Source organism: Streptomyces sp. CA-278952, from assembly GCF_028747205.1.
GTDB lineage: Bacteria > Actinomycetota > Actinomycetes > Streptomycetales > Streptomycetaceae > Streptomyces.
Genome location: NZ_CP112880.1, coordinates 721,759 through 748,084, shown reverse-complemented (window position 1 = coordinate 748,084; position 26,326 = coordinate 721,759). Strand labels below are relative to the sequence as shown.

General features: G+C 73.7%; 14 protein-coding genes. 12 read left to right on the top strand and 2 right to left on the bottom strand.

The window, feature by feature from the left end; translation table 11 throughout:
* Window positions 1–51 precede the first annotated feature (51 nt).
* Together N7925_RS03135 and N7925_RS03130 are read left to right on the top strand one after the other, a co-directional pair.
* Complete coding sequence (locus tag N7925_RS03135) at window positions 52–1,206, top strand: sulfatase (RefSeq protein WP_274342949.1); 1,155 nt, start codon at window positions 52–54, stop codon at window positions 1,204–1,206.
* Entirely contained in the window at window positions 1,203–2,558 is a 1,356-nt protein-coding gene (locus tag N7925_RS03130) for an MFS transporter (protein WP_274342948.1), read from the top strand. Before N7925_RS03135 ends, N7925_RS03130 begins: the two co-directional genes overlap by 4 nt.
* Here the strand turns inward: N7925_RS03130 and N7925_RS03125 are convergent.
* Window positions 2,466–3,428 carry a ParB/RepB/Spo0J family partition protein gene (locus tag N7925_RS03125; protein WP_274342947.1) on the bottom strand — a complete coding sequence of 321 codons (963 nt, stop codon included), beginning with the start codon at window positions 3,426–3,428 and terminating at the stop codon, window positions 2,466–2,468. The genes N7925_RS03130 and N7925_RS03125 overlap by 93 nt on opposite strands.
* Window positions 3,429–3,821: 393 nt before the next feature.
* Between N7925_RS03125 and N7925_RS03120 the strand changes: the two genes are divergently transcribed.
* Genes N7925_RS03120 through N7925_RS03095 form a run of 6 tightly spaced genes read left to right on the top strand, consistent with a single transcriptional unit; the run spans window position 3,822 to window position 16,941 of the window.
* Complete coding sequence (locus N7925_RS03120; protein ID WP_274346389.1) at window positions 3,822–5,546, top strand: non-ribosomal peptide synthetase; 1,725 nt, start codon at window positions 3,822–3,824, stop codon at window positions 5,544–5,546.
* Window positions 5,543–6,811, top strand: a complete 1,269-nt coding sequence (locus N7925_RS03115) for an FAD-dependent oxidoreductase (RefSeq protein WP_274342946.1) — start codon at window positions 5,543–5,545, stop codon at window positions 6,809–6,811. Before N7925_RS03120 ends, N7925_RS03115 begins: the two co-directional genes overlap by 4 nt.
* Entirely contained in the window at window positions 6,805–7,377 is a 573-nt protein-coding gene (locus N7925_RS03110) for a DUF6875 domain-containing protein (RefSeq protein WP_274342945.1), read from the top strand. Before N7925_RS03115 ends, N7925_RS03110 begins: the two co-directional genes overlap by 7 nt.
* Window positions 7,374–14,819 (top strand): non-ribosomal peptide synthetase, encoded by a 7,446-nt coding sequence (locus N7925_RS03105; RefSeq protein ID WP_274342944.1) that lies wholly within the window; start codon window positions 7,374–7,376, stop codon window positions 14,817–14,819. Before N7925_RS03110 ends, N7925_RS03105 begins: the two co-directional genes overlap by 4 nt.
* A 2-nt stretch (window positions 14,820–14,821) precedes the next feature.
* Window positions 14,822–15,799 carry a class I SAM-dependent methyltransferase gene (locus N7925_RS03100; RefSeq protein WP_274342943.1) on the top strand — a complete coding sequence of 326 codons (978 nt, stop codon included), beginning with the start codon at window positions 14,822–14,824 and terminating at the stop codon, window positions 15,797–15,799.
* Window positions 15,796–16,941, top strand: coding sequence for a cytochrome P450 family protein (locus N7925_RS03095; protein ID WP_274342942.1), 1,146 nt, complete (start codon window positions 15,796–15,798; stop codon window positions 16,939–16,941). Before N7925_RS03100 ends, N7925_RS03095 begins: the two co-directional genes overlap by 4 nt.
* A gap of 72 nt (window positions 16,942–17,013) precedes the next feature.
* Here N7925_RS03095 and N7925_RS03090 read toward each other — a convergent pair whose 3' ends face one another.
* Window positions 17,014–17,487 (bottom strand): MarR family winged helix-turn-helix transcriptional regulator, encoded by a 474-nt coding sequence (locus N7925_RS03090; RefSeq protein ID WP_265597947.1) that lies wholly within the window; start codon window positions 17,485–17,487, stop codon window positions 17,014–17,016.
* Between the two features lie 261 nt (window positions 17,488–17,748).
* Here N7925_RS03090 and N7925_RS03085 point away from each other — a divergent pair, with 261 nt between their 5' ends.
* From N7925_RS03085 to N7925_RS03070, 4 genes are all read left to right on the top strand, one after another.
* Window positions 17,749–18,684: an NADP-dependent oxidoreductase gene (locus tag N7925_RS03085; protein ID WP_274342941.1), complete on the top strand. Its 936-nt coding sequence runs from the start codon at window positions 17,749–17,751 to the stop codon at window positions 18,682–18,684.
* A gap of 272 nt (window positions 18,685–18,956) precedes the next feature.
* Window positions 18,957–19,817 carry a DUF4132 domain-containing protein gene (locus N7925_RS03080; protein ID WP_274342940.1) on the top strand — a complete coding sequence of 287 codons (861 nt, stop codon included), beginning with the start codon at window positions 18,957–18,959 and terminating at the stop codon, window positions 19,815–19,817.
* The gene (locus tag N7925_RS03075; RefSeq protein ID WP_274342939.1) at window positions 19,814–25,072 is read left to right on the top strand and encodes a hypothetical protein; all 5,259 of its coding nucleotides are present in this window, start codon (window positions 19,814–19,816) and stop codon (window positions 25,070–25,072) included. Before N7925_RS03080 ends, N7925_RS03075 begins: the two co-directional genes overlap by 4 nt.
* The gene (locus N7925_RS03070; RefSeq protein WP_274342938.1) at window positions 25,069–26,325 is read left to right on the top strand and encodes an ATP-binding protein; all 1,257 of its coding nucleotides are present in this window, start codon (window positions 25,069–25,071) and stop codon (window positions 26,323–26,325) included. Before N7925_RS03075 ends, N7925_RS03070 begins: the two co-directional genes overlap by 4 nt.
* Window position 26,326: the final 1 nt, after the last annotated feature.

The window sequence follows — 26,326 nt, the reverse complement described above, 5'->3', positions numbered from 1 at the left end:
TGTTACCTTTCGGGGCCGCTGGAGTCGACAGAGGAATACCGAGGTATCCCGGTGACCACACAGCCGAACATCCTGTTCATCTCCCTGGACACCGTGCGCGCCGACGTGGCCTATTCGGGGAAGTACCCCGGCATCGAGCGGCTGCGCGCGAGCGGGGTCAGCTTCACGCAGGCGATCTCGTCGTGCCCCCTGACACCGGTCAGCCACGCCACGGTGTTCACCGGGCTCCAGCCGCCCCGCCACGGGGTCAGGCACCTGTTCCGCGAAGCGCTGGACAATCGGGTACCGACGCTGGCGGAGTGCCTGTCGGCGGCCGGGTACACCACCGGCGCGGTGGTGTCCTGCCCCGGCCTGAACCACTGGTACGGGATGGATCGCGGGTTCGACTTCTACGACGACGAGATCCCGTTGCTGCCGGACGGCCGGGACCCGCTGTCGGTCGGCGACGTGAAGCTGCGCGGGCTGGCGCTCAAGCGCGCGCCGCTGGTGGTCGAACGCGCCACCCGCTGGCTTCGGTCACTGGACGGCGCCGGCCCGTTCTTCCTGTTCGCTCACTTCTTCGACGCGCACTGGCCGTACGATCCGCCGGAGGACGTCGGCGTCGAGGTGGCGAACCCGTACGAGGCTGAGATCGCCTACACCGACCACTACGTCCAGCTCCTGCTGCGCCGCATCGCCGAGATGGGCCACGACATCGAGTCGACGCTGGTGGTGTGCTTCTCCGATCACGGCGAGGACCTGGCCGGGTGGTATCCCAACGACCACGCCGGCGACCTCGGCCACCCGTACGAGGAGGGCCACGGCTGTCTGCTGTTCGACGCGACCCAGCACGTGCCGCTCGTCATCAGCGGCCCCGGGGTGCCGGCGGGGATGAGCGTGGACAGCCAGGTGCGGCTCGTCGACATCATGCCGACGGTGCTCGACCAGCTCGGGCTGGACCCGGTGTCGTCGGACGGCGCCTCGCTGACCGAGTTCTTCCCGGGCGGCACCGGGGCGTCCCGCGAGGCGTACTCGGAGACGTACTTCCCGCAGGAGCGGGCTGCCGCCTCGGACGCCTACCCGGACCTGAAGGCACTGCACGCGGTGCGGGCGGACGGACGGAAGGTGATCTGGGAGGCGGACGGGCGGCAGGTGTGGGCCTACGACCTCGCCGCCGATCCCGACGAGCTCCGGGGCCGGGTTCTCGTGGCCGACGAGGACGCATGACACCAGCGGTGACCCCGGCGCCCCGCTCGGTCCGCCGGGTGCTGATCGCGAGCACGATCGGCACCGCCATCGAGTGGTACGACTTCTATCTCTACGCGACGGCGTCCGCGCTGGTGTTCGGCCCGCTGTTCTTCCCCGGATCGTCGGCTGCCGGCGGTGTGCTCGCGTCGTTCGCCACCTACGCGGCCGGGTTCGTCGCACGCCCGCTGGGCGGCTTGCTGTTCGGCCACTTCGGCGACCGGGTGGGCCGCAAGTCGATGATGGTGTGGACGTTGCTCATCATGGGCATCGCCACGTTCGGCGTCGGCCTGCTGCCCACCTATGAGACGGCGGGCGTCCTCGCGCCGGTCCTGTTGGTGACGTTGCGCGTCGCGCAGGGCATCGGCATCGGCGGCGAATGGGGAAGCGCGGTGCTGCTCAGCACCGAACACGGGCCGCCCAAGCGCCGCGGCTTCTTCAGCAGCTGGCCCGCGATGGGCTTCGCGCTGGCGTTGTTCGGCAGCAACCTGACCTTCGTGCTGATCTCCAAACTGCCCGAGGACGACTTCCTGACCTGGGGATGGCGGCTGCCGTTCCTGGGGTCGATCGTCCTCGTCGGCATCGGCATCTGGGTCCGGCTGGGGATCGAGGAGACACCGGAGTTCGTGCGTGGCCGGGCGGAGAACCGCCCGGCCCGGGTGCCGGTGATCATGGTGCTGCGGCGGTGGCCGCGCCGCGTGGTGATCGGCATTCTCGCCTCGCTCGGCACCGGTTCGGTGATCGCGATGTTCACCGTCTTCCTGGTGGCGCACGCGGCGAAGGCCGGGCCGGGGGTGCGGTCGACCGTGCTGACCGGGCTGATGATCGCGGCCCTGGGCGAGTGCGTGACACTGCCGGTGTTCGGCGCGCTGTCCGATCGGTTCGGCCGCCGGCCGGTCATGATCTTCGGCTACGCGGTCTCGGTGGCGGCGATGATCCCGGCGGGCGCCTGGCTGTCCTCGGGCGATCCGACACGGGCCGTCCTGGTGCTCGTCCCCGCGCTGACCATCGCGCACGGCGCGATCTACGGGGGACTGGCGGCGTTCCTGGTCGACCTGTTCCCGACCATGGTGCGGTTCTCCGCGATCGCCGTGACCTACCAGGTGGGCGTCACGGTCTCCAGCTTCTGGCCGCTGGTCGCGGTCGCGATCACCGGCGACTCGTCGTCGCTGCTTCCGGTGGTCGCGCTGTTCGCGGTGGTCCAGCTGGCGGCGGCGATCGCCGTGGCGTGCGCGCCGGACTCACGCGCTGACGCGGAGCCGGTCGCGGACCCGGCAGGCGAGTGCCCACCAGTCGGCCGCGCAGTCCGTGGCGAGGTCGGCGACCACCGGTGACCAGCGCTGGGGGACGGCGGCGGCGAGGCGGTCCCACTGCGCGGCGTCGAGGGTGTTGGCGTCGAGCAGCCGCAGGAGCGCGCGGCCGATCTCGGAGAACCGCAACGACGGATCGGTGCGCAGCGAGACCAGGAACCGGTCCCGTTCGGCGCGAGGCGTGCTGGGGGAACCGGGGGTGCCGTTGGCACCACCGGTGCGGTTGCCCGGCGCGTTGTTTTCCGCCGCTTCGCTTTCCGTGCGGTGTCCGGCGGAAAGGCGGTACCGCGGCGGAATAGGATCCTCGCCGCGGCGCATTCTTTCCCGGACATCCCGGGCGGTGCCGACCGATATTCCGGCGATGCGGGCGATCGCCCGCAACGAAAGATCGGGATCGTTCAAAATCGCCTGACTCGCCATTGTGCGCCCGTGGGAGGCGTCGAGTGGCCGCACTTTCCCGTCGCGGCCGAGACGGGTGTGCAACTGAGTCATTTCCCCGGTTGTACGCTGCCGGATCGCGGCCACCGTCTTGGTGGACAATCCGGCCGTCGACGCGATCAGACGGTCCGACAGGTGCGGATGCGACGACAGGATCCGGGAGGCGGCGGCGGTGCGGTCGGCCAGCGTCAGCGGCAACCCCTGGGTCACGTTGGCGCTCACGGCCAGCACGAACGCGTCCTCCTCCGAGCCGTCGACGAACCGCACACCGATGGTGGCGTCCCCGCGCAGCTTGGCCGCACGCAGGCGGTGCACACCGTCGATCACCTGCATGGTCGGCCGGTGCACGAGGATCGGCGGGAGGCCGTCCGGGCACTGCGCGAGCGCGCTGACGTGGTCGGGACGGGAGCCGGCGACCCGCACGAGAGATGTTTCGGTCACCTGGTCGACCGGCACGAACGTCGGTGGCGTGTCCCTCGGTCGCGTATCCAGCGATGTCCCGCTCATCCGAACTCCTCCAGATGGGCCAACCCATTTCCGAGCACGACGCGGTCACGCTCGACGGAGCGCGACCGATCGGATCCCGGGAAGCGGCTACAAGATACTGGCCAGGTTATGACACCGAACAGACCGGCGAGACAAAGTTTCCCTTAGCAAGTTCTCATAATTGCCCTTGTCGTCGGTGCGTCGGGTGAGCGTCGAGTAAGCGCATCGTCGACCTCGTTGACACCGATCTGCTTTATGAGACAGAGTTCCCCCGTTCCCTCTCATAGATTTCCGTGGCTCACGGAGTGTGAAACGGCAGTGGACGCGCGAATAGATACGGTGAATTCCTCACCGGCCGGGACGATGATGGCAATTTTCCGTCGCCAGGTCGTCCGGGCCCCGGGGGCGATCGCGGTTACCGCCGCCGACGGCACGCTCTCCTACGCCGAGCTCGACGCCCGCGCCTCCGCGGCGGCCGGCGGGCTGCGGGACCGCGGGATCGGGCCGGACGACATCGTCGCCGTCGTGATCCCGCGCGGTACGGACATGGTGGTGGCCGTCGTCGCCGTGCTCGCCGCGGGAGCCGCGTACCTGCCGGTCGACTCCGCCCAACCGCCGGACCGGGTGGCCGCCGTGCTCGCCGACGCCCGCCCCGCCCTGGTGCTGACACCTGGGGAGCTGCGGGCGCTGGAGTCCGCGGCGGCGTCCGCCGCCCCGGTGGCGGAACCCGATCCGGCGTGCGCCGCCTACGTCATCTACACCTCCGGCTCGACCGGAAGACCCAAGGGCGTGGTCGTTCCGCACGCGGGGATCGGGCATCTCGTCGCGGCGCAACGGGAACGCTTCGGTGCCGGACCGGGTGCCCGGGTGTTGCAGTACGCGTCGGTCGGCTTCGACGTCGCCGTCGCCGACCTGTGCATGGCGCTGCTCACCGGGGCCACGCTCGTGCTCGCGCCGCCGGAGGGCCTTGCGCCCGGTGAACCGTTCGCCCGGTTCATCGCCGAGCACGGTGTCACCCACGTGTGCATGCCGCCGAGCGCGCTCGCCACCCAGCCGGACCTGGCGCTGCCCTCGGTCGCCTGCCTGATCCTCGCGGGGGAGGCACTGGGCCCCGACCTCGTCGCCCGATGGTCCCCCGGCCGCCGGATGATCAATGCCTACGGCCCGACCGAGACGACGGCGTGCGCCACCATGAGCGCGCCGCTCACCGACGGCCTGGTGGTGCCGATCGGGGCGGCGATCCCCGGCACGGAACTACGGGTGCTGGACGAGAAGTGCGCCCCGGCAGCCGAGGGCGAGCTGTACATCGGCGGCGCCGGGGTCGCGCGCGGCTACCTGGGCTGCCCCGGGCCGACCGCACAGCGGTTCGTCGCCGACCCGTGGGGGCCGCCCGGGTCGCGCATGTTCCGCACCGGCGACCTGGTCCGCGTGGGGCCCGACGGTGACCTGCTGTTCCTCGGCCGGGCCGACGACCAGGTGAAGATCCGCGGCCACCGGGTCGAACCGGCCGAGGTGGAGGCCGCGCTCGGCGCTCACCCGGCGGTGGCGCGGGCGGCGGTCGTCGCCCGCCCCGGACCGCTCGGCGCCTACCTGGTGGGCTACGTGGTGCCGCGCGGAGCGAGCGTGCCGGACCTGCGCGCGCACCTCGCCGAGCGGCTGCCGGCCCACCTCGTCCCGGACCTGATCGAGGTGGTCGGGCACTTCCCCTCCACCCCCAACGGGAAACTGGACCGGGCCGCGTTCGCGGAGCCCGCGCCGCGGGCGTCGGGCGCGCTCGCCGACGACCTCGCCCGGCTGTTCGCCGAAGTGCTGTCGGTGGATTCGGCCGCGCCGGACGACGACTTCTTCGCCCTCGGCGGCACCTCGCTCATGGCCACCGCGCTGGTCAGCCGGATCCGGGTCGAACTGGCCGTGGAAGCGTCCGTCGCCACCGTGTTCGACGCCTCCACACCCGCCGGACTCGCCAAAGCCCTGTCCGCGACGGACCCTGTGGCCCCGGAGACCCCGGCAGACTCGGCGGCCCCGGCGGCCCCGGCGGCCCCGACGGCCCCGGCGGACTCGGTCGACCCGGCCAGGGGCCGGACATGAACGTCGTCATCGTCGGGGCGGGTATGGCCGGAACCATGCTGGCGATCCGGCTGGCCCGCCGCGGCCACCGGGTGGACGTGGTGGAGCGGCGCGGCGACCCACGCGGCACCAACGGCCCGGACGCCGGATCGATCAGCGTCGGGCTGTCCGAACGCGGCCGGGCGGCCTTGCGCGACCTCGGCCTCCTCGACAAGGCCCTGGCCGAAGCGGTTCCCATGCGGGGGCGGATCGTCCACCACAGCGGCCGGGTCAGCTACCAGCCCTACGGCGCGGACGACACCGAGGTGCTGCACTCGGTCCGCCGCCACGACCTCAACATCACCCTGCTCGACGCCGCCGCATCGGTTCCCCGGGTGCGGCTGTGGTTCGGGCACCGCGTCACCGGCCTGACCGGTACGGAGGTGCGGACCCCCGCCCGGACGTTCCCGGCGGATCTCGTCGTGGGCGCGGACGGCGCGTACTCGACCGTGCGCACGCACCTGCACCGCCGGGTGCGCGCCGAGTTCCACCAGACGCACCTGGACTGGGGCTACCGGGAGTTCACCATCCCGGCCGTCGACCGGCCGGAGGCGTTGCACGTGTGGCCCGGCCGGCGGGGACTGGTGGTGGCGCACCCCAACCCGGACGGATCGCTGACCGGCACCGTGTTCCTGCCGTTCGACGGCGACACCGGGTTCTCGGGGCTGCGCGACCCGGTCCGGGCCGGGGCTTTCCTGGCCGAGGAGTTCGGTGACCTGACCGATCTCGTGCCGGACCTGGTCACGCAGTTCCTCGCACACGAACCGGGAACCCTGGTGTCGGTGCGTACCGCGCCGTGGCAGCACGACCGTGTCGTCCTCGTCGGCGATGCCGCGCACGCCGTGTTCCCGTTCTACGGCCAGGGGATGAACGCCGCGTTCGAGGACTGCGCGGTGCTCGACGCGTGTCTCGCCGAGCACGCCCCGGGCGACGCGCTCGCCGCGTTCGAGGCCCGCCGCCGCCCGCACACCGACGTGCTCGCCGAACTGTCCGCGCGCAACTTCGTGGAGCTGCGCGACCGGGTGCGGTCACCGGTGTTCCGGGCCCGCAAGCGGATGGACTTCGAGCTCGGCCGCCTGGTACCGGGGTGGCGGACGCTGTACGCGATGATCAGCCACAGCAGCCTCCCGTACGGCGACGCGCTCGCCCGGGCCCGCCGTCAGGACCGCCTCCTCGGTGGACTCGCCGGGCTCGGCGGCGTCACGTTGCTCGCTGCGGCGCGGCGGAAGCGGAGCGGGAGATGCTGAGCCACCCGGCGGGTGACGTCGCGCTGTTCGAGCCGGACCACCCGGACCTGCCTGCCGCCGCCGAGGTGGTGCTGGCGTGGGCGCGGTCCTACCTGTGCCGACCGCACCCCGATCTGGGACGGGGCGGCGACGTCTGCCCGTACACGGCCGTCTCACTGGAACGGGGCGGGCTCTTCCTCGCCGTACACCCCGGACGGCCGGACCTGCGGGCGGTGATGACCGCTTACCGCGACTGGTTCCCCGATTTGCCGCCGCGTGAGTGGCCGGGGGCCAGATACCGGACGGTCCTGGTGGTGCTGCCGGACGTCCCGCCCGGGGAGATCGACCGCACGCAGCGGGAGCTGAAGCCCGGGTTCGTGGAACGCGGCCTGATGATCGGTGAGTTCCATCCGGGGCCGCCGTCCGCACCCGGTCTGTGGAACGCGGACTTCCGGCCGATGCGCAGCCCGCTGCCGTTGCTGGCGGTGCGGCACATGGTGGCCGCGGACGCGCCGTTCCTGCGGGCCGACCCGGAGCAACTGGCGGCGTACCGGCGCCGGTTCGGAGACCGGGGAGCGTACCGATGACGGTCCCTCTCCCGCCCGGGGCCCGACGGCTGTGGTTCCTCGAGGCGTTCGCCGACGGCGCACCCCTGCACAACAACCCGGCGGTGTTCCGGTTGGCCGGCCCCGTGTCCGTGGACGCGCTCCGGCGCGCGGCGGATCTGGTGGTGGCCCGGCACCCGGTGCTGCGCACCACGTTCGACGAGATCGAAGGCGAGCCGGTCGGCCGGACGGGTCCGGTGGGCCCCGCGGATGTCGAGGTGCGGACGGTGCCGGCCGCGGACGCCGCGGCGTTCGCGGCGCGGGCCGCACGGGAACCGTTCGACCTGCGCACCGGGCCGTTGTTCCGGATCCGGCTGGGCCGGATCACGCCGACCGACCACATCCTGGTGATCAACACGCATCACGCGGTCGTCGACGGCAGGTCCCTGTCGGTGCTGTGCGGGGAGATCAGCGCCCTGTACGCCGACCCGGCCCGGCCGCTGCCGGATCCCGGAGCGCCGCCTGACCTCATCGACCACGATCCGTCCCGCCGGGCTGCCGAGCTGGACGGTGTGCCGGACCTGCTCACCCTGCCCACCGACCGGCCCCGCCCGAGGATGCGCGCCTTCCGGGGGGAGTTGCGCCGCCATGCCGTCCCCGAGGGCCTCACCGCGCGGGTCGACGCGCTCGCCCGCGCCACGCGCGCCACCCGGTTCGTCGTGCTGCAGGCCGCGTACGCCGCCACGTTGGGCACGACGGCGGGTCAGGACGACGTAGTGGTCGCCACCCTGGTGTCCGGACGGCCGGGACCGGAGTTCGCCGACGTCGTCGGAATGTTCGTGAACCCGGTGCCGTTGCGGGTGGGGATCGGCGGCGATCCGACGTTCCGCGAGCTGGTGGCCAGGGCCCGCCGCGCGGTCGCGGCGGGACTGGGCGGCGCGGCGGTCCCGTTCGACCGGATCGTCGAGGCGGCCGGCGCCTCCCGTGACCCGAGCCACGCGCCGCTGTGCCAGGCGCACCTCGTGATGCAGGACCCGCCCGAGGTGGTGCTCCCGGGGGTGCGGGCCGAGCGGATGCCGCCGGACACGGGCACGGCCGACGTCGATCTCACCGTGATGGTGGAGTCCGGCGGCGCGGACATGGCCGTGGTCACCGAGCACGACACGGATCTGTTCGACGGTGCGACGGTCGACGGTGTCGCCGGGCGGCTGCTGGCCCTGCTGGACCGTGCGTGCGCCGACCCCGATCGCCGGTTGTCGGCGTTGACCGCAGGGCCTTCGGGGGTCGCGCGGGTGGCCGGGCCGGGCGGTGCTCCGGCGCCGTCGACCGTGCTGGAGCTGATCCGGTTCGGCGCGGACGGCCTCGCGGTGGGGGAGTTGTCCTACGCGGAGCTGGAGCGCCGTTCGGCGGCGCTGGCCTCGGTGCTGCGGGCGGAGGGCGCCGGGCCCGAGGTGTGGGTCGCGGTGGACCTGCCGCGCGGCACGGACCTGGTGGTGGCCATCCTCGGGATCTGGCGGGCGGGCGCGGTGTACGTGCCGGTCGAACCGCTGTGGCCCGAGCCCAGGCGTCGAGCCGTCACCGGGGCCGCCCGCGTCGTGCTGACCGGGATCCCGGAGCTGCCGGAGGAGTTCGAGCGCGTCGAACCCCACATCGCACCCGAGTCACTGGCGTACGTGCTCCACACGTCGGGGTCGACCGGCCGACCGAAGGCGGTGGGGGTGCCGCACCGCGCGGTGGCCGGGATGCTGGCCCGGTCGACGGCGTTGGTGGGGCTGGCCGCCGGGGACGTGGTGGCGGCCATGACCTCCCCGGCGTTCGACATCTCGCTGTGGGAACTGGTGGCGCCGCTGACGGTGGGCGCCCGGGTGGTGCCCGTACCGCCGGAGACCGTCGGCGACGGCCCCGCGCTGGCGCGGCGACTGAGGGCCGAGGCGGTCACGGTCGTCCAGGTCACCCCGTCGGTGTGGGCGGTGCTGGCGGCGGCCGGAGGCGTGCCGGAGTGCGTGCGGGTCCGGGTGTCGATCGGGGAGGTGCTGACGCCGGAGCTGGCCGGGTCGCTGGGCGGGGCCGAGCTGTGGAACGCGTACGGCCCGACCGAGACGACGATCTGGTCGACCGCCGAACGGGTGCGCCGAGGCAGCCGGTTCGGCATCGGCGATCCGCTCGACGGCGTGGCCGTGCATCTGCTGAACGCGGGCCTGCGACCGGTCGACGACGACGTGGTCGGCGAGGTGTACCTGGGTGGTTTTCCGTTGGCGCGCGGCTATCTCGGTGCGCCCGGCCGGTCGGCGACGAGCTTCGTCGCCGACCCGTTCTCACCGGTTCCCGGCGCGCGCATGTACGCCACGGGCGACCTGGCGCGGCGCAGGCCGGGCGGTGTCGTGGAGTTCGTCGGGCGGGTGGACGCACAGCTCAAGGTGCGTGGTCACCGTGTGGAACCGGCCGAGGTGGAGGCGGCGCTGCGGGCGGACCCGGAGGTCGCCGACGCCCGCGTGGCCGGTGACGGCGACCGCCTGGTGGCCTACGTGATCCCGGCCGCGGGGCGGCCCCGCTGGCCGAGGGTGCGGGAGCGGTTGAGCCGTGTCCTCCCGGCCTACTTGGTGCCGTCGGCGATGGTGACCGTGGACGCGTTCCCGTTGACCAGCTCCGGAAAGCTGAACGTACGCGCTCTGCCCCCACCGACGGAGGATGCCGCCGCCCCTGCCCCCCACCCGGGCCTGGAGACCACGCTCGCGGAGATCTTCGCGCGCCTGCTGGCTCGCCCGGTCAACCGTGACGACGATTTCTTCCTGTCCGGCGGCCATTCTCTGGCGGCAGCGAAGGCCGTTGCCAGGATCCGGGCGTCGGTGGGTGTGGAGGTGACGGTCAGAACCCTGTTCGCCAACCCCACTGTCGCCGCCCTGGCTGCCGCGATCGATGCGGGCCGGGGCGGTCCCGACACTCCGGACGACTCCGGGTCGGCGCCCGCTTCACCAGGACGGCTGTCCGGCCCGCAGCACGGACTGTGGATCACCCACCAGACGGGTCAGGACGACGGCGCCTACGTCGTGCACGCCGCGTTCCGGCTGGAGGGTGCGCTCGACGAGGCGGACCTGCGCGCCGGGTTCGCCCACACCCTGGCCGCCCATCCCGCCCTGCGATCGGCGATCGTCGTCCATGACGACACCCCGCGGCTGAGCGCGGCGCCCTACACGGACGAGCTGTCGGCGCGGGCCTGGCGCACCACCGACCTGAGCGCTCACGCGGACCCGTGGCCGGAGGCCGAACGCCTGGCCGCCTGGGACGCCGACCACCCCTTCGACCTGACCCGACGCCCGTTGGTGCGGGCCCACCTGATCAGAACCGCCCCCACGACGCATCTCCTGACGGTCACGGCTCACCACATCATCTGCGACGACACGTCGATGTCGATCCTGCTGACGACCCTGACCACCGCGGGCCCGATCTCCTCGTTCCTGCCCGGTGCCACGGATGTCCAGGGGCCGCAGGCCGCGCTCAGCAGGAGAACCAGCGCGCCGGGACTACCCGTCCCCGCGCCGGCGGCCGTGGGGCCACGGCAACGAACCACCGCGTTCTGGGCCGGAACACTCCGTGACGCCCCACCTGCCTCCGGACCCTCGCCGGACCACCCGTACGGCACGCCCCGGGCCCCCGCGCCGGGCGGATCGCCGCACCCGGAATCCGGCCAGGGCCCGGCTCACCCCCGCGCGGTCACCGCCCCCGGTGCCACCCACAGGTTCACCGTCCCGGCCGGGCTCGCCCGCCGCTTCGCCACCTGGTGCCGGGACGAGCGGGCCACCACCTTCGCCGGTCTCCTCGCCGTCTACGCCATCGTCTCCTCCACCCGGGACGGGGGCGGGGACCTCGTCGTCGGTGCCCCGGTCTCCACCCGTCCGGCCGGGTGGGACGACGTGGTCGGCATGTTCGTCACGACCCTCCCGCTCCGGCTCCGTGCGAACAGCCGAGCCACCCCCCGCGATCTGCTCGCCGACGCCACCGGGGTGGTGGCCGACGCGATGGACCACGCCGACATCTCCCTGGCCGATATCCTCGCCACGGTCCCCTCCGCACGGGAGGGCCACCCCCTGTTCCGGACGATGCTGGTCCTCAACCGCGAGACGGCCCCCGTCACCTTCACGGGCCTGACCGCCACTCCGCTGCCGATCGACCGCGCCACCAGCCGTTTCGACCTCACCCTCCACATCAGGGAACGCGAGGGCGACTGGCCCGCTCTCATCGACTACCGCACCGACCGGTACGAGGCGGACACGATCAGCGGGATCGCCGACCAGGTGCTGGCCGTCATGGAGGCCGTGGCCCGCCACCCCGGTCTTCCCCTGTCCCACCTGGACCTGTTGTCCCCGGCCGACGGCGCCGTCCACACCGCCCTCGGCACCCGGTCCGATCCGGGCCTGCCCGGCGGAGGGGACACGCCGTCCACCGGCCCGGCCGTCCCCGCGCGACCGGCGGCCACGACCGTTGTGGACCTGATCGCGGCCCAGACCGCCCGGACCCCCGACGCCACCGCCGTCCTCGACCTCGCCGCCACCCCCCTCACCTACCGCGACCTGGACCGCAGATCCTCCGCCGTCGCGCACCGCCTGCGCGAGGCCGGCATCCGGAGCGAGGACCCGGTCGCGATCACCATCCCGTCCAGCGCCGACGCGATCGTCGCGATCCTCGGCGTGCTCAAGGCGGGCGGATGCTTCGTCCCCATCGACCCCGCCCAGCCGCCCTCCCGCCAGCGCGCCCTGATCACCGCCGGCGGTGCGCGGACCGTCCTGACCCGCGACGCCCTCCCCGCCACCGGCCACCACGAACCGACGCCTGTCCACCACGAACCGACGCCCGTCCACCCGTCCCAGCTCGCCTACGTCGTCCACACCTCCGGCTCCACCGGCGAACCCAAGGGCGTCGAGGTACAGCACGACACGCTCCTCGACCTCACCACCGCGTTCATCGCCGAACACGGCCTCACCGCCGCGCACCGCCTCCTCATGGTCCCGCCCCCGCACTTCGACGCCGCGTTCGGCGACATCTTCCCGGTCCTCGCGGCCGGGGCCACCCTGGTCATCCACCCCGACCCGGGCGGTCTCACCGGACCGGACCTCCTCGGGCTCTGCGTCGAGCACCGAGTCTCCGCGGTCGACACGGCGGCCCCCCTCTGGCAGCGCTGGGTGGCCGATCTCGCCGGCGAGCGCCTCCCGTTGGAGTTCATGATGGTCGGCGGCGGCATCGTCCCGGCGGCGACCGTCCGCGCGTGGGCGAAGCACGGCATTCCCCTCCACAACCACTACGGACCGACGGAAGCCACCGTCTGCGCGACCAGCCACCGCACCGTCGACGGCCGCGAGCACCCCACCCGACTGCCGATCGGCCGCCCGCTGCGACACGTCCGCGTCCACCTCCTCGACCGGGCTCTGCGCCGGGTGCCCGTCGGCGTGGTCGGTGAGGTCTACATCGGAGGGACGGCGCCCGCCCGGGGGTACCGGGACAACCCGGCCGCGACCGCCGCGGCGTTCTTGGCCGACCCGTACGGCGACCGCCCCGGCGCCCGCATGTACCGGACCGGCGACCTCGCGAGGCTGAACCGGCACGGCACGCTCGAGTTCGTCGGCCGGGCCGACGACCAGGTCAAGATCCGCGGCAACCGGGTGGAGCCGGGGGAGGTGGCGGCCGTGCTCGCCGCCCACCCGGCTGTCGCGGAGGCCGTGGTGGTGGCCAGGGGGGACCGCCTCATCGGCTACGTCGGCGTTCCGGCCCCGACCGTACCCACCAGGAAGGCATCCGATCCGGCCTCGACCGTACCCACCGGGTACGCATCCGTTCCGGCCTCGACCGTACCCACCGGGTACGCATCCGATCCGGCCTCGACCGTACCCACCGGGATCGCATCCGATCCGGCCTCGACCGCACCAACCCGGAACGCCCCCGTCCCGGCCACCCCCGACTCGCGGGTCGCCGTCCCGGACGTTCCCGGCCTGCGCGCCTTCTGCGCCGACCGCCTGCCCGCGCATCTCGTGCCGGACACCGTGGTCGTCCTCGACGCCCTTCCCACCCAGAGCACCGGCAAGATCGACACCGCCGCCCTCCCCGAGCCACCCACCACCCCCTCCGTCCCGGCGGACCCGCCCCGGACCGCCACCGAGCGAGCCGTCGCCGCCATCTGGGCCACCGTTCTCGACCGGTCCGACGTGGACCGCACCGCGGACTTCTTCGCCATCGGCGGGCACTCGCTCATCGCCGCCCACGTCCTCGCCGCCGTCCGCGACCGCCTCGGCGTCACGGTTCCGATGCGCACACTGTTCACCGCCCCCACGGTGGCGGCGTTCGCGGCGGCCATCGACGACGGTGCCCCGGCGGACCTGCCCACGGTCGACCGGTTGCGCGCCGACGCCGTCCCCCCGCCCGAAATCCGTCTCCGCACCGTCCACGCGCCCGGCGTCCCCCCGGCCGGCACGCCGCGCCGGATCCTGCTCACCGGCGCCACCGGCTTTCTCGGCCGCCACCTCCTCGACCAGCTCCTGGCCCGGACGGCCGCCACGATCCACTGCCTCGTCCGGCACGGCTCGATCGACCGGCTGCCGGTCACCGACCGCGTGATCCCGGTCCCCGGAGACCTGTCCGCACCCGGCCTCGGCCTGTCCACGGAGGATCGCGACACCCTCACGGCCGTGGACGCGATCTACCACAACGCCGCTGTTCCGCACTTCGCCGCGTCCTACGATGCCCTCAAACCCGCCCACGTCGACGCCACTGCGGCGATCCTGCGCCTGGCCGGCGACAGCGGTGCCCCGCTGCACCTGATCTCCACCCTCGGCGTCTTCCTCGGTGACGCCCACGACGGCCGCGTCGTCACCGAGGCCGACGCCCCCACCGACCCGAGCGGCCTCACCAGCGGCTACGACCTCAGCAAATGGGTGGCCGACGCCATGGCCGTTGCCGCCCGCGGCCACGGCCTGCCCGTCTCGATCCACCGCATCGCTGCCATCGTCGGTGACACCGTCACCGGTGCGGCCGACCCGCGCTCCGCGTTCAGCCGCTGGCTCACCGGATGCGTCGCCGCCGGCGCCGTCCCGGACACCGCCGAGGTGCTGGACATGGTGCCCGTGGACACGGTGGCCGCGGCGGTCGTCGCGCTCTCACAGGCTCCCGGCCCCCTGGGCCGGACCCACCACTACCACGGCGACGGCGGCCTCACCCGTGCCGCTCTCGCCGCCGCGCTCACCTCGGCCGGCCACCCGGCCGAGGTGGTGCCGTACCAGCGGTGGCGGGAGCGCATGCTCGCCGACCCGGCGGGGCCGTTCGCCCCGCTCGCCTTCTCCCTGCCCGAACGCCCCCGCCCGCACCCGCGGTTCGACTGCTCCCGCACCTGGGCCGCCGCGGCCGGGGCGGGGGTGGGGTTCCCCCCGGCCGACGAGCGAATGCTGCGCAGGCACCTGGACTTCCTCACCGGTGCCGGCGCGCTTTCCGGAAGTGGATGATCATGCCCTTGCCCGAAGAATCCTCTGGTGTCCCGGCTCCGGTACTGGACCGGCTCGGCGCGGCTGGGTACCGGGCCATGATCGCCGGCGTCCGGCTCGGGGTGTTCACCGCCCTGGAAGCCGGCCCGCTGTCCGTGGCGGAGCTGGCCACCACGATCGGCGGTGACCCGGCCGGGGTGCGCAGCCTGGTGAACGTCCTGGTGACCTTCGGCTACCTGCGGCACGACGAGGACGGGGTCACGACCGTCGCGAAGCCCGGCCCGGTGGACGCCGAACTGTTCTGGCACGAGGTCCTGTTCGAGCACTGGGCAGACATCGAGGAGACCATCCGTACCGGCACGCCCCGCCGCGGCTTCTACACCTGGCTGAGCGAGCGCCCCGCCTCCGGGGCCCGCCTGCGCCGGATGCTCGCAGGCGCCGCCGTGGACCTGGCCGATGACATCGCCGCCGCGCTGCCTCCCGCGGCGACCGTCCTGGACATCGGGGGTGGCCACGGCGACCACACCGTCGAACTGTGCCGCCGTCGCCCGGACGTGCGGGTCACCGTCTTCGACCTGCCCGAGACGATCACGGCACTCCGCGAGGACGCCCCGCCGGACCGGGTGACGGCGCGGGCGGGCGACTACCTCACCGACGACCTGGGCTCCGGGCACGACCTGGTGCTGCTGTTCAACGTCCTGCACGGCCACCGCCCCGAGGAGTGCCGCGAGCTGTTCCGGCGCGCGGCGAACTCGTTGACCCCCACCGGAAGCATCGCCATCCTCGACCACGACCGGGAACCACCGGCCGAACTGGGCCCGGCCGCGGGCGGGTACCTCGCCATGTTCGACCTGACCCTGTGGCAGGGCCACGCAGGCGGCGTGCACCGCTACACCGACCTCGCGGCATGGCTGGGCGAGGCCGGGCTCACCGAGACGCGGGTCGTGCCGCTCACCGCGTCCCCGCTGGAGAAGCTGCTGATCGCCGGCCGGCCGTCGTGACCGCCGACCCCTACCCGGGCTACGCCTGGTTGCGCGAGCACGAACCGGTCTGCCCCGTCGGCGGCCCGCACGTATCGGGCCGGATGTGGCTGGTGACCCGGTACGACGACGTCCGCGCCTGCCTGGCGGACCGCCGTCTGGGCAGCCGCGCCCCGGTCAACCCCGACCCGCATCCGCCCGGTCTGTCCCACCTGGACGATCCCGGACACGCCAGGCTGCGCCGGCTCGTCGCCGCGGCGTTCACCCCGGCCGCCGTGTCCCGTCTGCGCGATCGCACCGCCCGGACCTGCGCGCACGCCGTCGAGTCGTTCGCCGGGCGGGGCCGCGCGGACCTCGTCGCCGAGTACACCCGGGAGGTCCCGGTCGCCGTCATGCACGACCTGCTCGGCATCCCGGAAGCCGAGCGCGCGCCTGCCGCCGACGTGCTGGACCTGTGGTACCGCGCGAAGTTCCAGCAGCCGCGTGACGAGGTGAGGCTGGCCGAGCTGCTGGGCTACGTCAGGAAGCTGGTGGCCTACAAACGGTCGCACCCGGGGGACGACCTGCCGACGCGGTTGATCGAGTCGGGCGCGCTGACCGGGGACGAGCTGGAGGTGATGGTCATGACGTTGATCGGCGCCGGTCACATCACCACGATCCAGTTCCTCGGCACCACCGTCCTGCGCCTGCTCGGCCACCCCGGCCGGCGAGCCGCCCTGCTCGGCGGCGACCTCGACTGGTCCCGCGCGGTCAACGAGCTGCTGCGCCTGGACTCGCCGTCGCACGTGGCGGAGTACCGGTACGCGGGCGAGGACATGACGATCGCGGACACCCGCGTGAAAAAGGGCGACGTGGTGCTGCTGTCGCTGGCGGCGGCGAACCGCGACCCGGACCGGTTCCCCGACCCCGGCACCCTGGACCTCACCCGTGATGCCCGCCCGCACCTGGCGTTCGGCCACGGCGCGCACACCTGCCTGGGCACCCACCTGGTGAAGCTGGAGACGGAGATCGCGATCACCACCTTGTTCGGCCGTCTGCCCGACCTGGCCCTGGACATCCCGAGCGGCGAGGTCGCCTGGGGCTACGCCCCGACGTTCCGCGGCCCCCAGGCCCTCCCGGTCACCTTCACCCCCTCCATGAGCCGACCCTCCCGTCCCCGCTGAGACGCCCTTCCTCGGCGAGGAGGAGCGTGCCGCACGGACCTGCGTACACCCGTGCGGGCGCGGCCCTGGTGCTCAGCCTCCTTCGAGTTCCCGGCGTACGGTGGCGGCGACGCGGGTCAGCGCGGTTTCGAGGTGGCGGCGCTGGGCGGCGCTGAGCGGATCGAACACGAGCCGCTTCACCTGTGCGACGTGTTCCGGTGCGCTTTCGACGAGCTTCTGCCGGCCGGCGTCCGTCAGGGCGGCGAGGGTGTATCGGCCGTCGCCGGGGTCGGTTCGGCGGGCGACCCAGTCGCGGGCCTCGAACCGGTCCATCACCTTCGACAGCCGGGGCTGGGTGCTGTCGCAGAGCCGTGCCAGTTCGCTGAGCCGCATCGTGGCCTCGTCGGCCATGGAGAGCTGGGCCAGGACGCCGTACTCGAAGTTGGAGATACCGGCGTCTCGCTGCAGTTGACGGTCGAGGGCCGCCGGAAGGGCGATGACGACCGTGAGGAGCGCCTGCCAGAGGTCCTGCTGGTCGGCGTCGAGCCAGGGTGACTGAGTGTCCATGCGTCTCATCATACTTGCCCAGGCAAGTTCCATCACTTGCCTGAGCAACCCATCGTGGGCTACTTTCTGACTTGCCTCAGCAAGTGAAATTGCTTTCCTGAGCAAGTGAAGGGGCCGATTTTCGATGGCGGCCGTGCGAGCAGCCCGGCCGACGTCCCGGCCGTGCGACCGCCGGACCCCGAGTGCCCCGAAACGCTTCACCGTCCCGCCCGACCGCCCCATCCGGGGGCGGCGGCGTCAACACACCTTGAAGGAATTGCCATGAAGGCCATACGTTTCCACGAGTTCGGCAACAGCGAGGTCCTGCGCCACGAGGACGTCGAGCGGCCGGTCCCCGGCGCCGGTCAGGTGCTGGTGCGGGTGGCGGCCACGTCGTTCAACCCGGTGGACGACCACATCCGCGCCGGTTTCCTGGCCGAGATGATCCCGATCACTTTCCCGTACGTTCCGGGGCTCGACCTGGCGGGCACCGTGGCCGAACTCGGTGCGGACGTGACCGGCCCGGAGGTCGGCGACCGCGTCGTGGCGATGCTGCCCCTCGACTCCGCCGGTGGCGCCGCCGAGTACGTGCTCGTCCGGGCCGAGTCACTCGCCCCGGCGCCCCGGACGACCGAACTGGTCGACGCCGCGGCGCTGCCGCTGACCGGGCTGGCGGCCTGGCAGACGCTGTTCGAGCTCGCCGAGCTGAAGCCCGGTCAGACCGTGCTGGTCAACGGAGCCGGGGGCGCGGTCGGCAGCCTCGTGGTGCAGCTCGCCGTCGACGCGGGGGCGCACGTGACGGCGGTTGACGCACCGCGGCACGCCGACCGCCTTCGGGGCTACGGTGCGGACCGGGTCACCGGCCCCCTCGACCTCGCCGCGGGCCCGGGCGCCGTGGGCGGCCCGTTCCAGGTCGTGGTGAACCACGTTCGTGTCTCGCCGGAGGAGCTGGCGCAGTTGACGAGTTACGTCGCCGACGGCGGGGTATCCGCCAGCACGGCCGGTCCGGTCCCGGAAGACCCCGCCCGGGGCGTGCGCAGCGCGAGCCTGTGGGTCCGCAGCGACGGAGCCCAGCTGACCGAACTGGTCGCCAAGGTGGATGCCGGCAAGCTCCTGGTCCACGTCGCCGCCCACCGCCCGGTGGCCGAGCTGGCCGCCGTCCATGAGGACGCCGGCGCCGGGCGACTGCCCGGCAAGACGGTGGTGCTCGCTCCCTGATGCACCGAGCGGGCCGCACGCTGTCCGCTGTTCGCTCATGCCGCTCACGCCGGACGTTCCGCCCCTTGCTCCGGCGGTCCCTCGACGTGGAGGACCGGACGGCGGGCGCTCCTCCTGGGGCGCCCGCCGCCCGACGCTGCGGAGGGGGCCCGGACCCGTTGTCACTGGGGCCGCTTAGAGTCTCTCCCACTCGTCACGGTGCGTTGCCGTCGACGGGTCTCATCAGCGTGCCACCGGTTCGGCGGCCGTTCGGAAACAGGGGAGAACAGCGCATGGGGTGGGTGTCGGCGGGCGACTACGAAGTCGCTCTGGAGGCGGGCAAGGTGGTCTGCCGCAACGGGAAGGGGCGGCGGCTGAAGTCCGTTCCGGCCAAGTTGAAGGACGATCCGGCGGTCGTGGGTCTCCGGCAGTTGACCGAGTGGATGGAGCGGCACGAACGCCGGTGCCTGACCGACGTCGAGCAGTGGATGGTGCGCTCGCTGCCCGTTCCCACGGCCGTGCTCGCCAGGGTCTGGCCGGACCCGGCATGGCAGGCGGCCCTGCGGGACGTGGTGGTCACCGGCGCGGACGGCGGGGTCGCCGGGTTCCTGCGCGACGTCGACACCGAGCGCGGTCTGGGCCTCGTCGACCTGGACGGCGACACGGTCCGCATCACCCCGGACGTGGTCAGCGTGGACCACCCCGTGCTCCTCGACGACCTCGACGAACTGCGGGAGTTCGCGGTCGAGCTGGGAGTGCGCCAGAACGTGGAGCAGCTGTTCCGCGAGGTGTGGCGCCGCCCGCCGGGCCTCGCCCCGGAGACCACCTCCGTGGACACGTACGCCGGCGGCGTGTTCAAGGAACTGCGCTTCCTGCACGGCCGCGTCACTCAGCTCGGGTACCGGTCACGCGGGGGATACGCGGTCTGCCCGGTGGTCGAGGACGGCGCCACCGCCGAGGCACGCATCTGGATCGGCGAACACGACGGCTACGACGCGTACGACACCGAGACGGGCCCCCTGGGCTGGACCGACCCCGCGGGGCGCGCGCTGACGGCAGCCGAGGTCGGCCCCGTGGCGTGGTCGGAGGGCATGCGGATGGCGGCGGCGCTCTACGCCGGCCGCGACGTCGAGGACGAGGAGCGGGCGGCATGAGCATCACGACGACGAACACGGACGCGAACACGACGGCCGGGGACGCGAACACGACGACGAGCGCGGACGCGAACACGACGGCAGCGCACGCGACGGCGGCGGGCGCGGCTTCCCTTCCCGGCCAGGCCCGGGGCGAGAGCGCCTCCGGCCCCGCCGCCCAGGCCCGCGCGACAGCCCTGCTGGACGCCGGCGCGATCCTCCCGGCCGGCACCACCGACCGGGACGACGCCGACGCGCTGACCGCCCGCACCTACACGCACACCGCCCTCGGCGACCGCCCCGTGGTCCGCCTCGTGCCCGGCACACTCGGCGAAGCGGAGGACCTGGCCCTGGAGTTCCTCGGGCTGGCCCGGACAGTCGAGGCCCCCGTCGTGGGTCAGGTGCGCCGCGAGACGCTGGGCTTCCCCGCCTGGGCGCTGGTGAACGACCCGGCCAACGGGCACCACGCCCTGGCTCTGGTCAAGGACATCGAGCGGCTGGGCCGGCAGGCCAGGAGCCGTGCCGGAGCGGCCAAGGAGGGCTTCGACGCACTCGGCATCCGGCTCGGCCGGGCCGTGCCCCACTTCCTTCCCACCTACTACGAGCAGGTGGCGCGCCTCTTCCTCCAGGCCGAGAACACCAGCTACGCCGCCTCCTTCTTCGGCAAGGCCCGTGAGGCCGAGCGGGTGCACGGGCTCGTCGTGGACGAGGAGCGGCAGCGCGCTGTCTTCCTGGAGTTCGCCCTCGTCGGCGCGCTGACCGTCAAGGCGCTCCGGCAGTACGTACGGGACTTGGTGGCCCGGCTCGCACCGGCGGACGCCTGGGTGCAGTTCCGCCGTCTGCTGGTCGAGCGCTGCGCGGCCGGCATGCCGCCGTACGCGGCGCTGCCGCAGGACGTGCGCGCGCTGGTCAAGGCCGCCGGGCTGGACCGCGAGGCCGCCGAACGCGAACTGGTGGCCGATCTGATCGGCTCGCCGGGAGTCGTCCGCGCACCCGCCTCGTTCTGGGAGACCTACCGCTCCTCGCTCATCGACCTTGCCCGACGGGACGCGGCCGTGCAGGCCCGCCTCCTGGGATTCTTCCCGGAGACCTTCAGCGAGAGCGGCCGGGACGCGGACGGCGGACCGGGCTGGCTCGGCCTGCTGGCCGAGTCCGGCGCCGATGAGCTGCTGACCGCCCTCCCGGGCCCCTCCGGCGACCCGGCGTCCGACTCCGCCGCCCTCTCCACCCCGTCCGTCTCCCCGGCGGACTGGCTCGCCCGCTGGGAGGCACACCGCGGGCGTGGCCGGGTCACCTCGGGCCGCTGCCCGGGGACCCTCGCTCTGGCCGTCCGGATGGCGGACCGGCTGCGCGCCGACGGGCACCCCGTCGAACTGTTCCAGGGCCGCTGGCAGCGCACCGCCGACCTGGACCTTCTCGACCTCTGCCTGGCCTCCGGCATCCCCGTCGCCGAGCCGGACGACCAGGACGCGGGGACCGCGCGGTCCCTCGGATTCCCGATCGGCCCGTGGCTCACCGACACCACGCCCGGCGCGCGGGATCTCACCGCCGTCGCCGAACACCCCTTCTTCCGCGCCCTGCTGAGCCGGAACGTCGGGAACCTGGGCGACGGACACCGTCAGCGGCTGAGCGACGCCGGCCTGGCGAAGGCCGTGGCGCACCCGGTGCTCTCCGTCATCCTGCGGGAGTGGCTGACCGCCCGCGCCGAGGAGTACGCGGCCGCGCGAGGACTTCCCGGGCTGCGCACCGCCCTCAACAGGCTCTCGTCGTTCCGTTCCGTGGTCGCGGACGTCGCGCCGGAAGCCGTACGACTCATCGAGAGCCACGACATCGTGCCGCTGCTCGCCTCCACGCTGCGTACCGGCATCCTCGATGAACTGGGCTGGCCCGCGCTCGACGAGACCTACGCCGAACTGGCCGCCGAGGCCGCGGCCGCCGGGCGCAGGCAACACAACCGGCGGGAGACCGCCGGCGTCACCGGCGCCTGGCCCGCACTGATCCTGAACACCGTCGAACGGGCCGTCGTCGTCGGCCCGGAAGGCGTCCTGCTGCGGCACACCCTGCGGCTGCCCGCCACCCTCGACCACTGGCGGACGATCGCCCTGCGGTACGTCGACGGGGAGCTGCTGGTCATCTGGTGGGAGGACGGCAAGCAGCGCGGCTACTGGTCGCACCGCCCCGCCGAGATCTTCACCGTCGGCGGCGAGCAACTCCCTCGCTGGGGCGGCTCCGGCCCCTCGGACGAGGTCTGCCTGCCGCTGCCCGGAGGCGGCCGCGCCACGGGCGGCAAGGCCCTGCACGCGGGCGACACCTCCCTCCCGCCCCAGCGCGCCGTCATCTCCGACGGCACCGGCCACTGGCGCGAGGGCCACCAGGGCACGCAGCGGGTGTGGCTGGAGTACGACCCGGCCGGCGGGACGCACGGTCGCGCTTCCCTCCCCGCCTTCCTCCGCTCCGGGGTGCGCGACGGCGCTCGGCTGCTCGCCGAGCACTGCCAGGTGCTGCCCCTCCAGCCCGGCCTGGAGACCACCCCGTTCGGCACGGACGGCACGGTCCTCGGCCGCTGGGTCCGCCGCACGGTCACCGAGACCGGCACGGCCGCCCCCGCCGACGGTCACCGGATCATCGCCGGCACCCCCGACGGTCACACGGTCACCCTGCCGCACCCGCTGCCCGGCGGCGGCTCCCCGGTGCCGCTCGGCGCCCTCGCCCTGCCCGGTGGTTCCCGGCTGGTCGCGGCGCTGAACCACCGCTCCGTGGAAGCGCACCCGGCGGACACGGACGGCACCGGCGGCCGCCTGTGGTCCGTCACCACCGACTCCTCCGGCGGGAACGACGCGGCGGGCACCCCCTATGTGCCTCCCGTCTCCTACTGGCACGCCCTGCGCCCGAGGGACGAGCGGGGCTCCCTGGCCCTGCGGAACCTGACGGACGCCCGGGCGGAGGAGCTGTTCAACGAGGTCGCCGCCGCGGTCGCCCGGCACCTGGAGGCCTTCCGGGCCGTCGAGGAGTACACCGGGCCCTCCTCGCGGGAGCTGACCGAGGAGGCCGCCGCCCGGGTGCTGCCCGAGGTGTCCGACGCCCGGCTCCTCGCCGGCGTCACCGCGCTCGTCCGGAACGCGGTGGACCAGGCTGTCTCCGCCGCCCGGTATGTGGAACCGCCCGAGCCCGTGGAGCCGGCCACCCCCCGGGAGACCGCGCGCACCAAGGGCATGTTCTTCGACCACGAGCCCGAGCACGGCGACGACGCGACACTGCGGGACGCCTCCGCCTGGGGCTCCGAGCGGATGCACGGCAGCTGGTGGGGAGGCGGGAACCGGTGGACCGTGATCCGCCAGATCCTCGCCGTCAACCATGTTCTCGGCGGCGGGCCGGCGTTCGGCCCGCCCACCCCGTCGAAGGTCCCGTTCACCCCTGTGGACGGCTGGCAGCGGGACGAGTACACCGTGCCAGGAGACTCCCTCACCTGGCTCTCCCTCCTCGACAAGCTGCCCGAACTGGCCTACCGGGCCGCCTCGGCGACCACCTCCGCCGCGCACCGCACCGGGCTCCTCGTGCTGCTGGAAGCCCTCGCCGCAGGCCCGCTGGCCGACCCGGCGGGCACGGTCCGGCAGGTGTCGCTCATCGAACCGCTCGGCGGAGCGACGCCCGGGCAAGGACGCCCCGAGGCCGTGCACCGCCTCGGCCAGGTGCTGCGCAAGGGGGCCCGCACGGTCGTCGTCCTCGCCGACCGCGGCCGCAACACCCGGGACGACGCGGCCTGCTGGCTCGCCCTGGACCACGACCCGACCGGCGCCTTCGGACCCGTCCCCGGCTTCACCCTGGACCGCGAGCGCGTTCACCGGCAGGGCATCGCCCGCGACCGGCTCACCCGGCTCACCGCCCTGGTACGGGAGCGGGGCCCGGCGCCCTGGCGCCCGGAGGCCGCCGAGGCGTTCCACACGGCCACCGGAATCGGACCCCTCCAGGCCGCCGCCCTGCTGTCGGCGGCCGTCCAGGAGCCCGGCACCGAGGCGCTCGCGCTGCTCGGCGCGAAGACACGTGCCTTCGAGGAAGCCGCGGCACGGCTGGACGCCCTGCCGCGCGACGACCGGCACGCCCTGCTCCGGGCGCTGCTGCCCGGGGACCCGGCCGAGCTGTGGTCCACCGGCCCCGACGTCCGGGCCGCCGCCGAGGTCTGGCAGGAGCGCCTGTCCTCCCTCGTCCGCGTCCCCGAGGAGCTGGACCTCGACCTCTCGGGCACCACCCCGGGCGCCGTCGACCTGGTCCTCAACGCGGCCTCCCGGACCTGGCTCGCCCCTGGCACCGCCGTCCAGGACGGCACCGGTCGTCCGGGCCCCCGCGTGACGGGCGCACGCGGCACGGTCTCCTCCGCCCTGACCGCCCTGCACACCCTCGCCTACACGCTGCCGTACGGGCACCCCCTGCGGGCGCACCTGCCCGTCGGGCTCGCGGCCCTGCGCGACCGCCTCGCCGACCCGGACCTGGTGCTGGACCTCGGTCTGCACTGGACCGAGTCGGGAAGCCCGATCGGCGCCGTGGTCCGCGCCGCCCACGGGCTCCCCGAGTCCGGCGGCGCCGACGCCGACGGACTGGTCCGGGCCGGCACGGCGCTGCTCCTCGCCCCCGGTTACGGCGACAACGAGAAGTTGCTGATTCGCCCGGCCGGCCTGGCCGGCCCCGACGACCCGGCGTTCGGCCTCGTCGAGGGCACCGTCGTTAGGCACAGCACCGGCGATCTACTCGCCCTGCGCGCACTGCTGAGCGAGGAGACCGACCTGCTGGCCTCGGCGGGCGCCCCCGACGGCTCCCCCCACCACCCGGCCCAGGACCCGACGCGTGCGGTGTCGGAGCTGGTGGCCGAGGCGGCGGACGCCCTCGGCCTGAGCGCGGACACCGCCGCCCTCTACCTGATGCTGCTCGCCCTGCCCGACCCCACGGACCGCAACTGCGCCCGCTGGACCGAGTGGAAGCCCGCACGGATCAAGAAGGCCCGGGCGGAACTCGCCGCCACCGACCTCGTCGTGGAGGCGAAGCGCTCCCGCGCCGGCCGCACCCTGTTCCTCCCCTGCGGCTGGCTGGAACGCGGAGCCCCCGGACTGCCGCTGGAGACCTGGAAGGAACGCCTCTACCCGGTGGCCGGGTCCACCCGGACCCTGCCCCACCTCCCCGTGCCCGCGCTGTACGCGGCCGCCTGGACACGGGTCCGCGACGGCGACGCCCCCGCCTTCGAAGAACTGGACACCCGCGCAACCCGGAAGGGCCGCCGTCGATGACGAACGACACCACGACCACCACGACCGCCACGACCACCTCGGAAGGCAACACCACCGACAGCACCACCACGGGCGGCATCCCGGGCCGGGCGGCGGCGACCGGCCGGGAGCACCGCCAGATCACGCTCCCCGAGGACCGGTACGCCACCGAGCTGGCCTTCCTCGCCGCCCACGACCCCGGCCCCCGGCCGCCCGGCTGGCTGCTCACCCCGCGCGCCGTCGTCACCTTCGTGACGGGCAGCGCGGGCGAGGCACTGGGCCTGCCGAAGGGCGCCGCCCCAGGTGCCGGGGTGCCGCGCCGCCTGGTGATCGAGCAGAAGTTCGTCGGCGAACGCGCCCTGGTCGAACGGTGCGTGGTCACCCTCGCCGGGGAGCGCGGGCTCCTCCTCGTGGGCGAACCCGGCACCGCCAAGTCCATGCTCTCCGAACTGCTGTCGGCGGCCGTCTGCGGGACCAGCGCACTCACCGTGCAGGGGACCGCGGGCACCACCGAGGACCAGCTCAAGTACGGCTGGAACTACGCGCTGCTGCTCGCCCAGGGACCCACCGAGCAGGCCTTGGTGCCCTCCCCGGTACTCACCGCCATGACCCGGGGGGCCGTCGCCCGCGTCGAGGAGGTCACCCGCTGCCTGCCGGAGGTGCAGGACGCTCTCGTCTCGCTGCTCTCCGAGCGGCGGATCGCCGTCCCCGAACTCGCGGGAAGCGAAGGCGCCCAGGTGTACGCGGCCCCCGGGTTCACGCTCATCGCCACCGCCAACCTGCGGGACAAGGGCGTCTCGGAGATGTCCGCCGCGCTGAAGCGGCGCTTCAACTTCGAGACCGTGGGCCCCATCGGGGACGTGGACGCCGAGACCGCGCTCGTGCGGCGCCAGTCGCGGGCAGCCGTCGAACGCGTGGGCGCCGCCTACCAGGTGGACGACGCGGTCCTCGAAGCCCTGGTCACCGCCTTCCGGGACCTGCGCGAAGGCCGCTCCGTAGAAGGCTGGGAGGTCGAGCGCCCCTCCACGGTGATGAGCACGGCGGAGGCGGTCTCCGTCGCGGGCTCCCTGGGCCTGGCCGCCGCCTACTTCCCCGGCGACCGGGACGTGCTCTCCCTCCTGCCGGGCCACATCCTCGGCGTCGTCCGAAAGGACGACCCCGCCGACGCGGCACGGCTGCTGGGGTACTGGGACGGGCCGGTGCGCAGGCGCGCCGAGCAGGGGTCGGCCACCTGGCGTGCCCTGTGGGACCTGCGCGCGGTGCTGGAGAGCTGAC

Bases quoted from the DNA above. Each gene is read 5' to 3' on its own strand.
- N7925_RS03130 (WP_274342948.1), top strand. From the start codon at position 1,203: ATGACACCAGCGGTGACCCCGGCGCCCCGCTCGGTCCGCCGGGTGCTG.
- N7925_RS03120 (WP_274346389.1), top strand. From the start codon at position 3,822: ATGATGGCAATTTTCCGTCGCCAGGTCGTCCGGGCCCCGGGGGCGATC.
- N7925_RS03115 (WP_274342946.1), top strand. From the start codon at position 5,543: ATGAACGTCGTCATCGTCGGGGCGGGTATGGCCGGAACCATGCTGGCG.
- N7925_RS03110 (WP_274342945.1), top strand. From the start codon at position 6,805: ATGCTGAGCCACCCGGCGGGTGACGTCGCGCTGTTCGAGCCGGACCAC.
- N7925_RS03105 (WP_274342944.1), top strand. From the start codon at position 7,374: ATGACGGTCCCTCTCCCGCCCGGGGCCCGACGGCTGTGGTTCCTCGAG.
- N7925_RS03100 (WP_274342943.1), top strand. From the start codon at position 14,822: ATGCCCTTGCCCGAAGAATCCTCTGGTGTCCCGGCTCCGGTACTGGAC.
- N7925_RS03090 (WP_265597947.1), bottom strand. From the start codon at position 17,487: ATGGACACTCAGTCACCCTGGCTCGACGCCGACCAGCAGGACCTCTGG.
- N7925_RS03085 (WP_274342941.1), top strand. From the start codon at position 17,749: ATGAAGGCCATACGTTTCCACGAGTTCGGCAACAGCGAGGTCCTGCGC.
- N7925_RS03080 (WP_274342940.1), top strand. From the start codon at position 18,957: ATGGGGTGGGTGTCGGCGGGCGACTACGAAGTCGCTCTGGAGGCGGGC.
- N7925_RS03075 (WP_274342939.1), top strand. From the start codon at position 19,814: ATGAGCATCACGACGACGAACACGGACGCGAACACGACGGCCGGGGAC.
- N7925_RS03070 (WP_274342938.1), top strand. From the start codon at position 25,069: ATGACGAACGACACCACGACCACCACGACCGCCACGACCACCTCGGAA.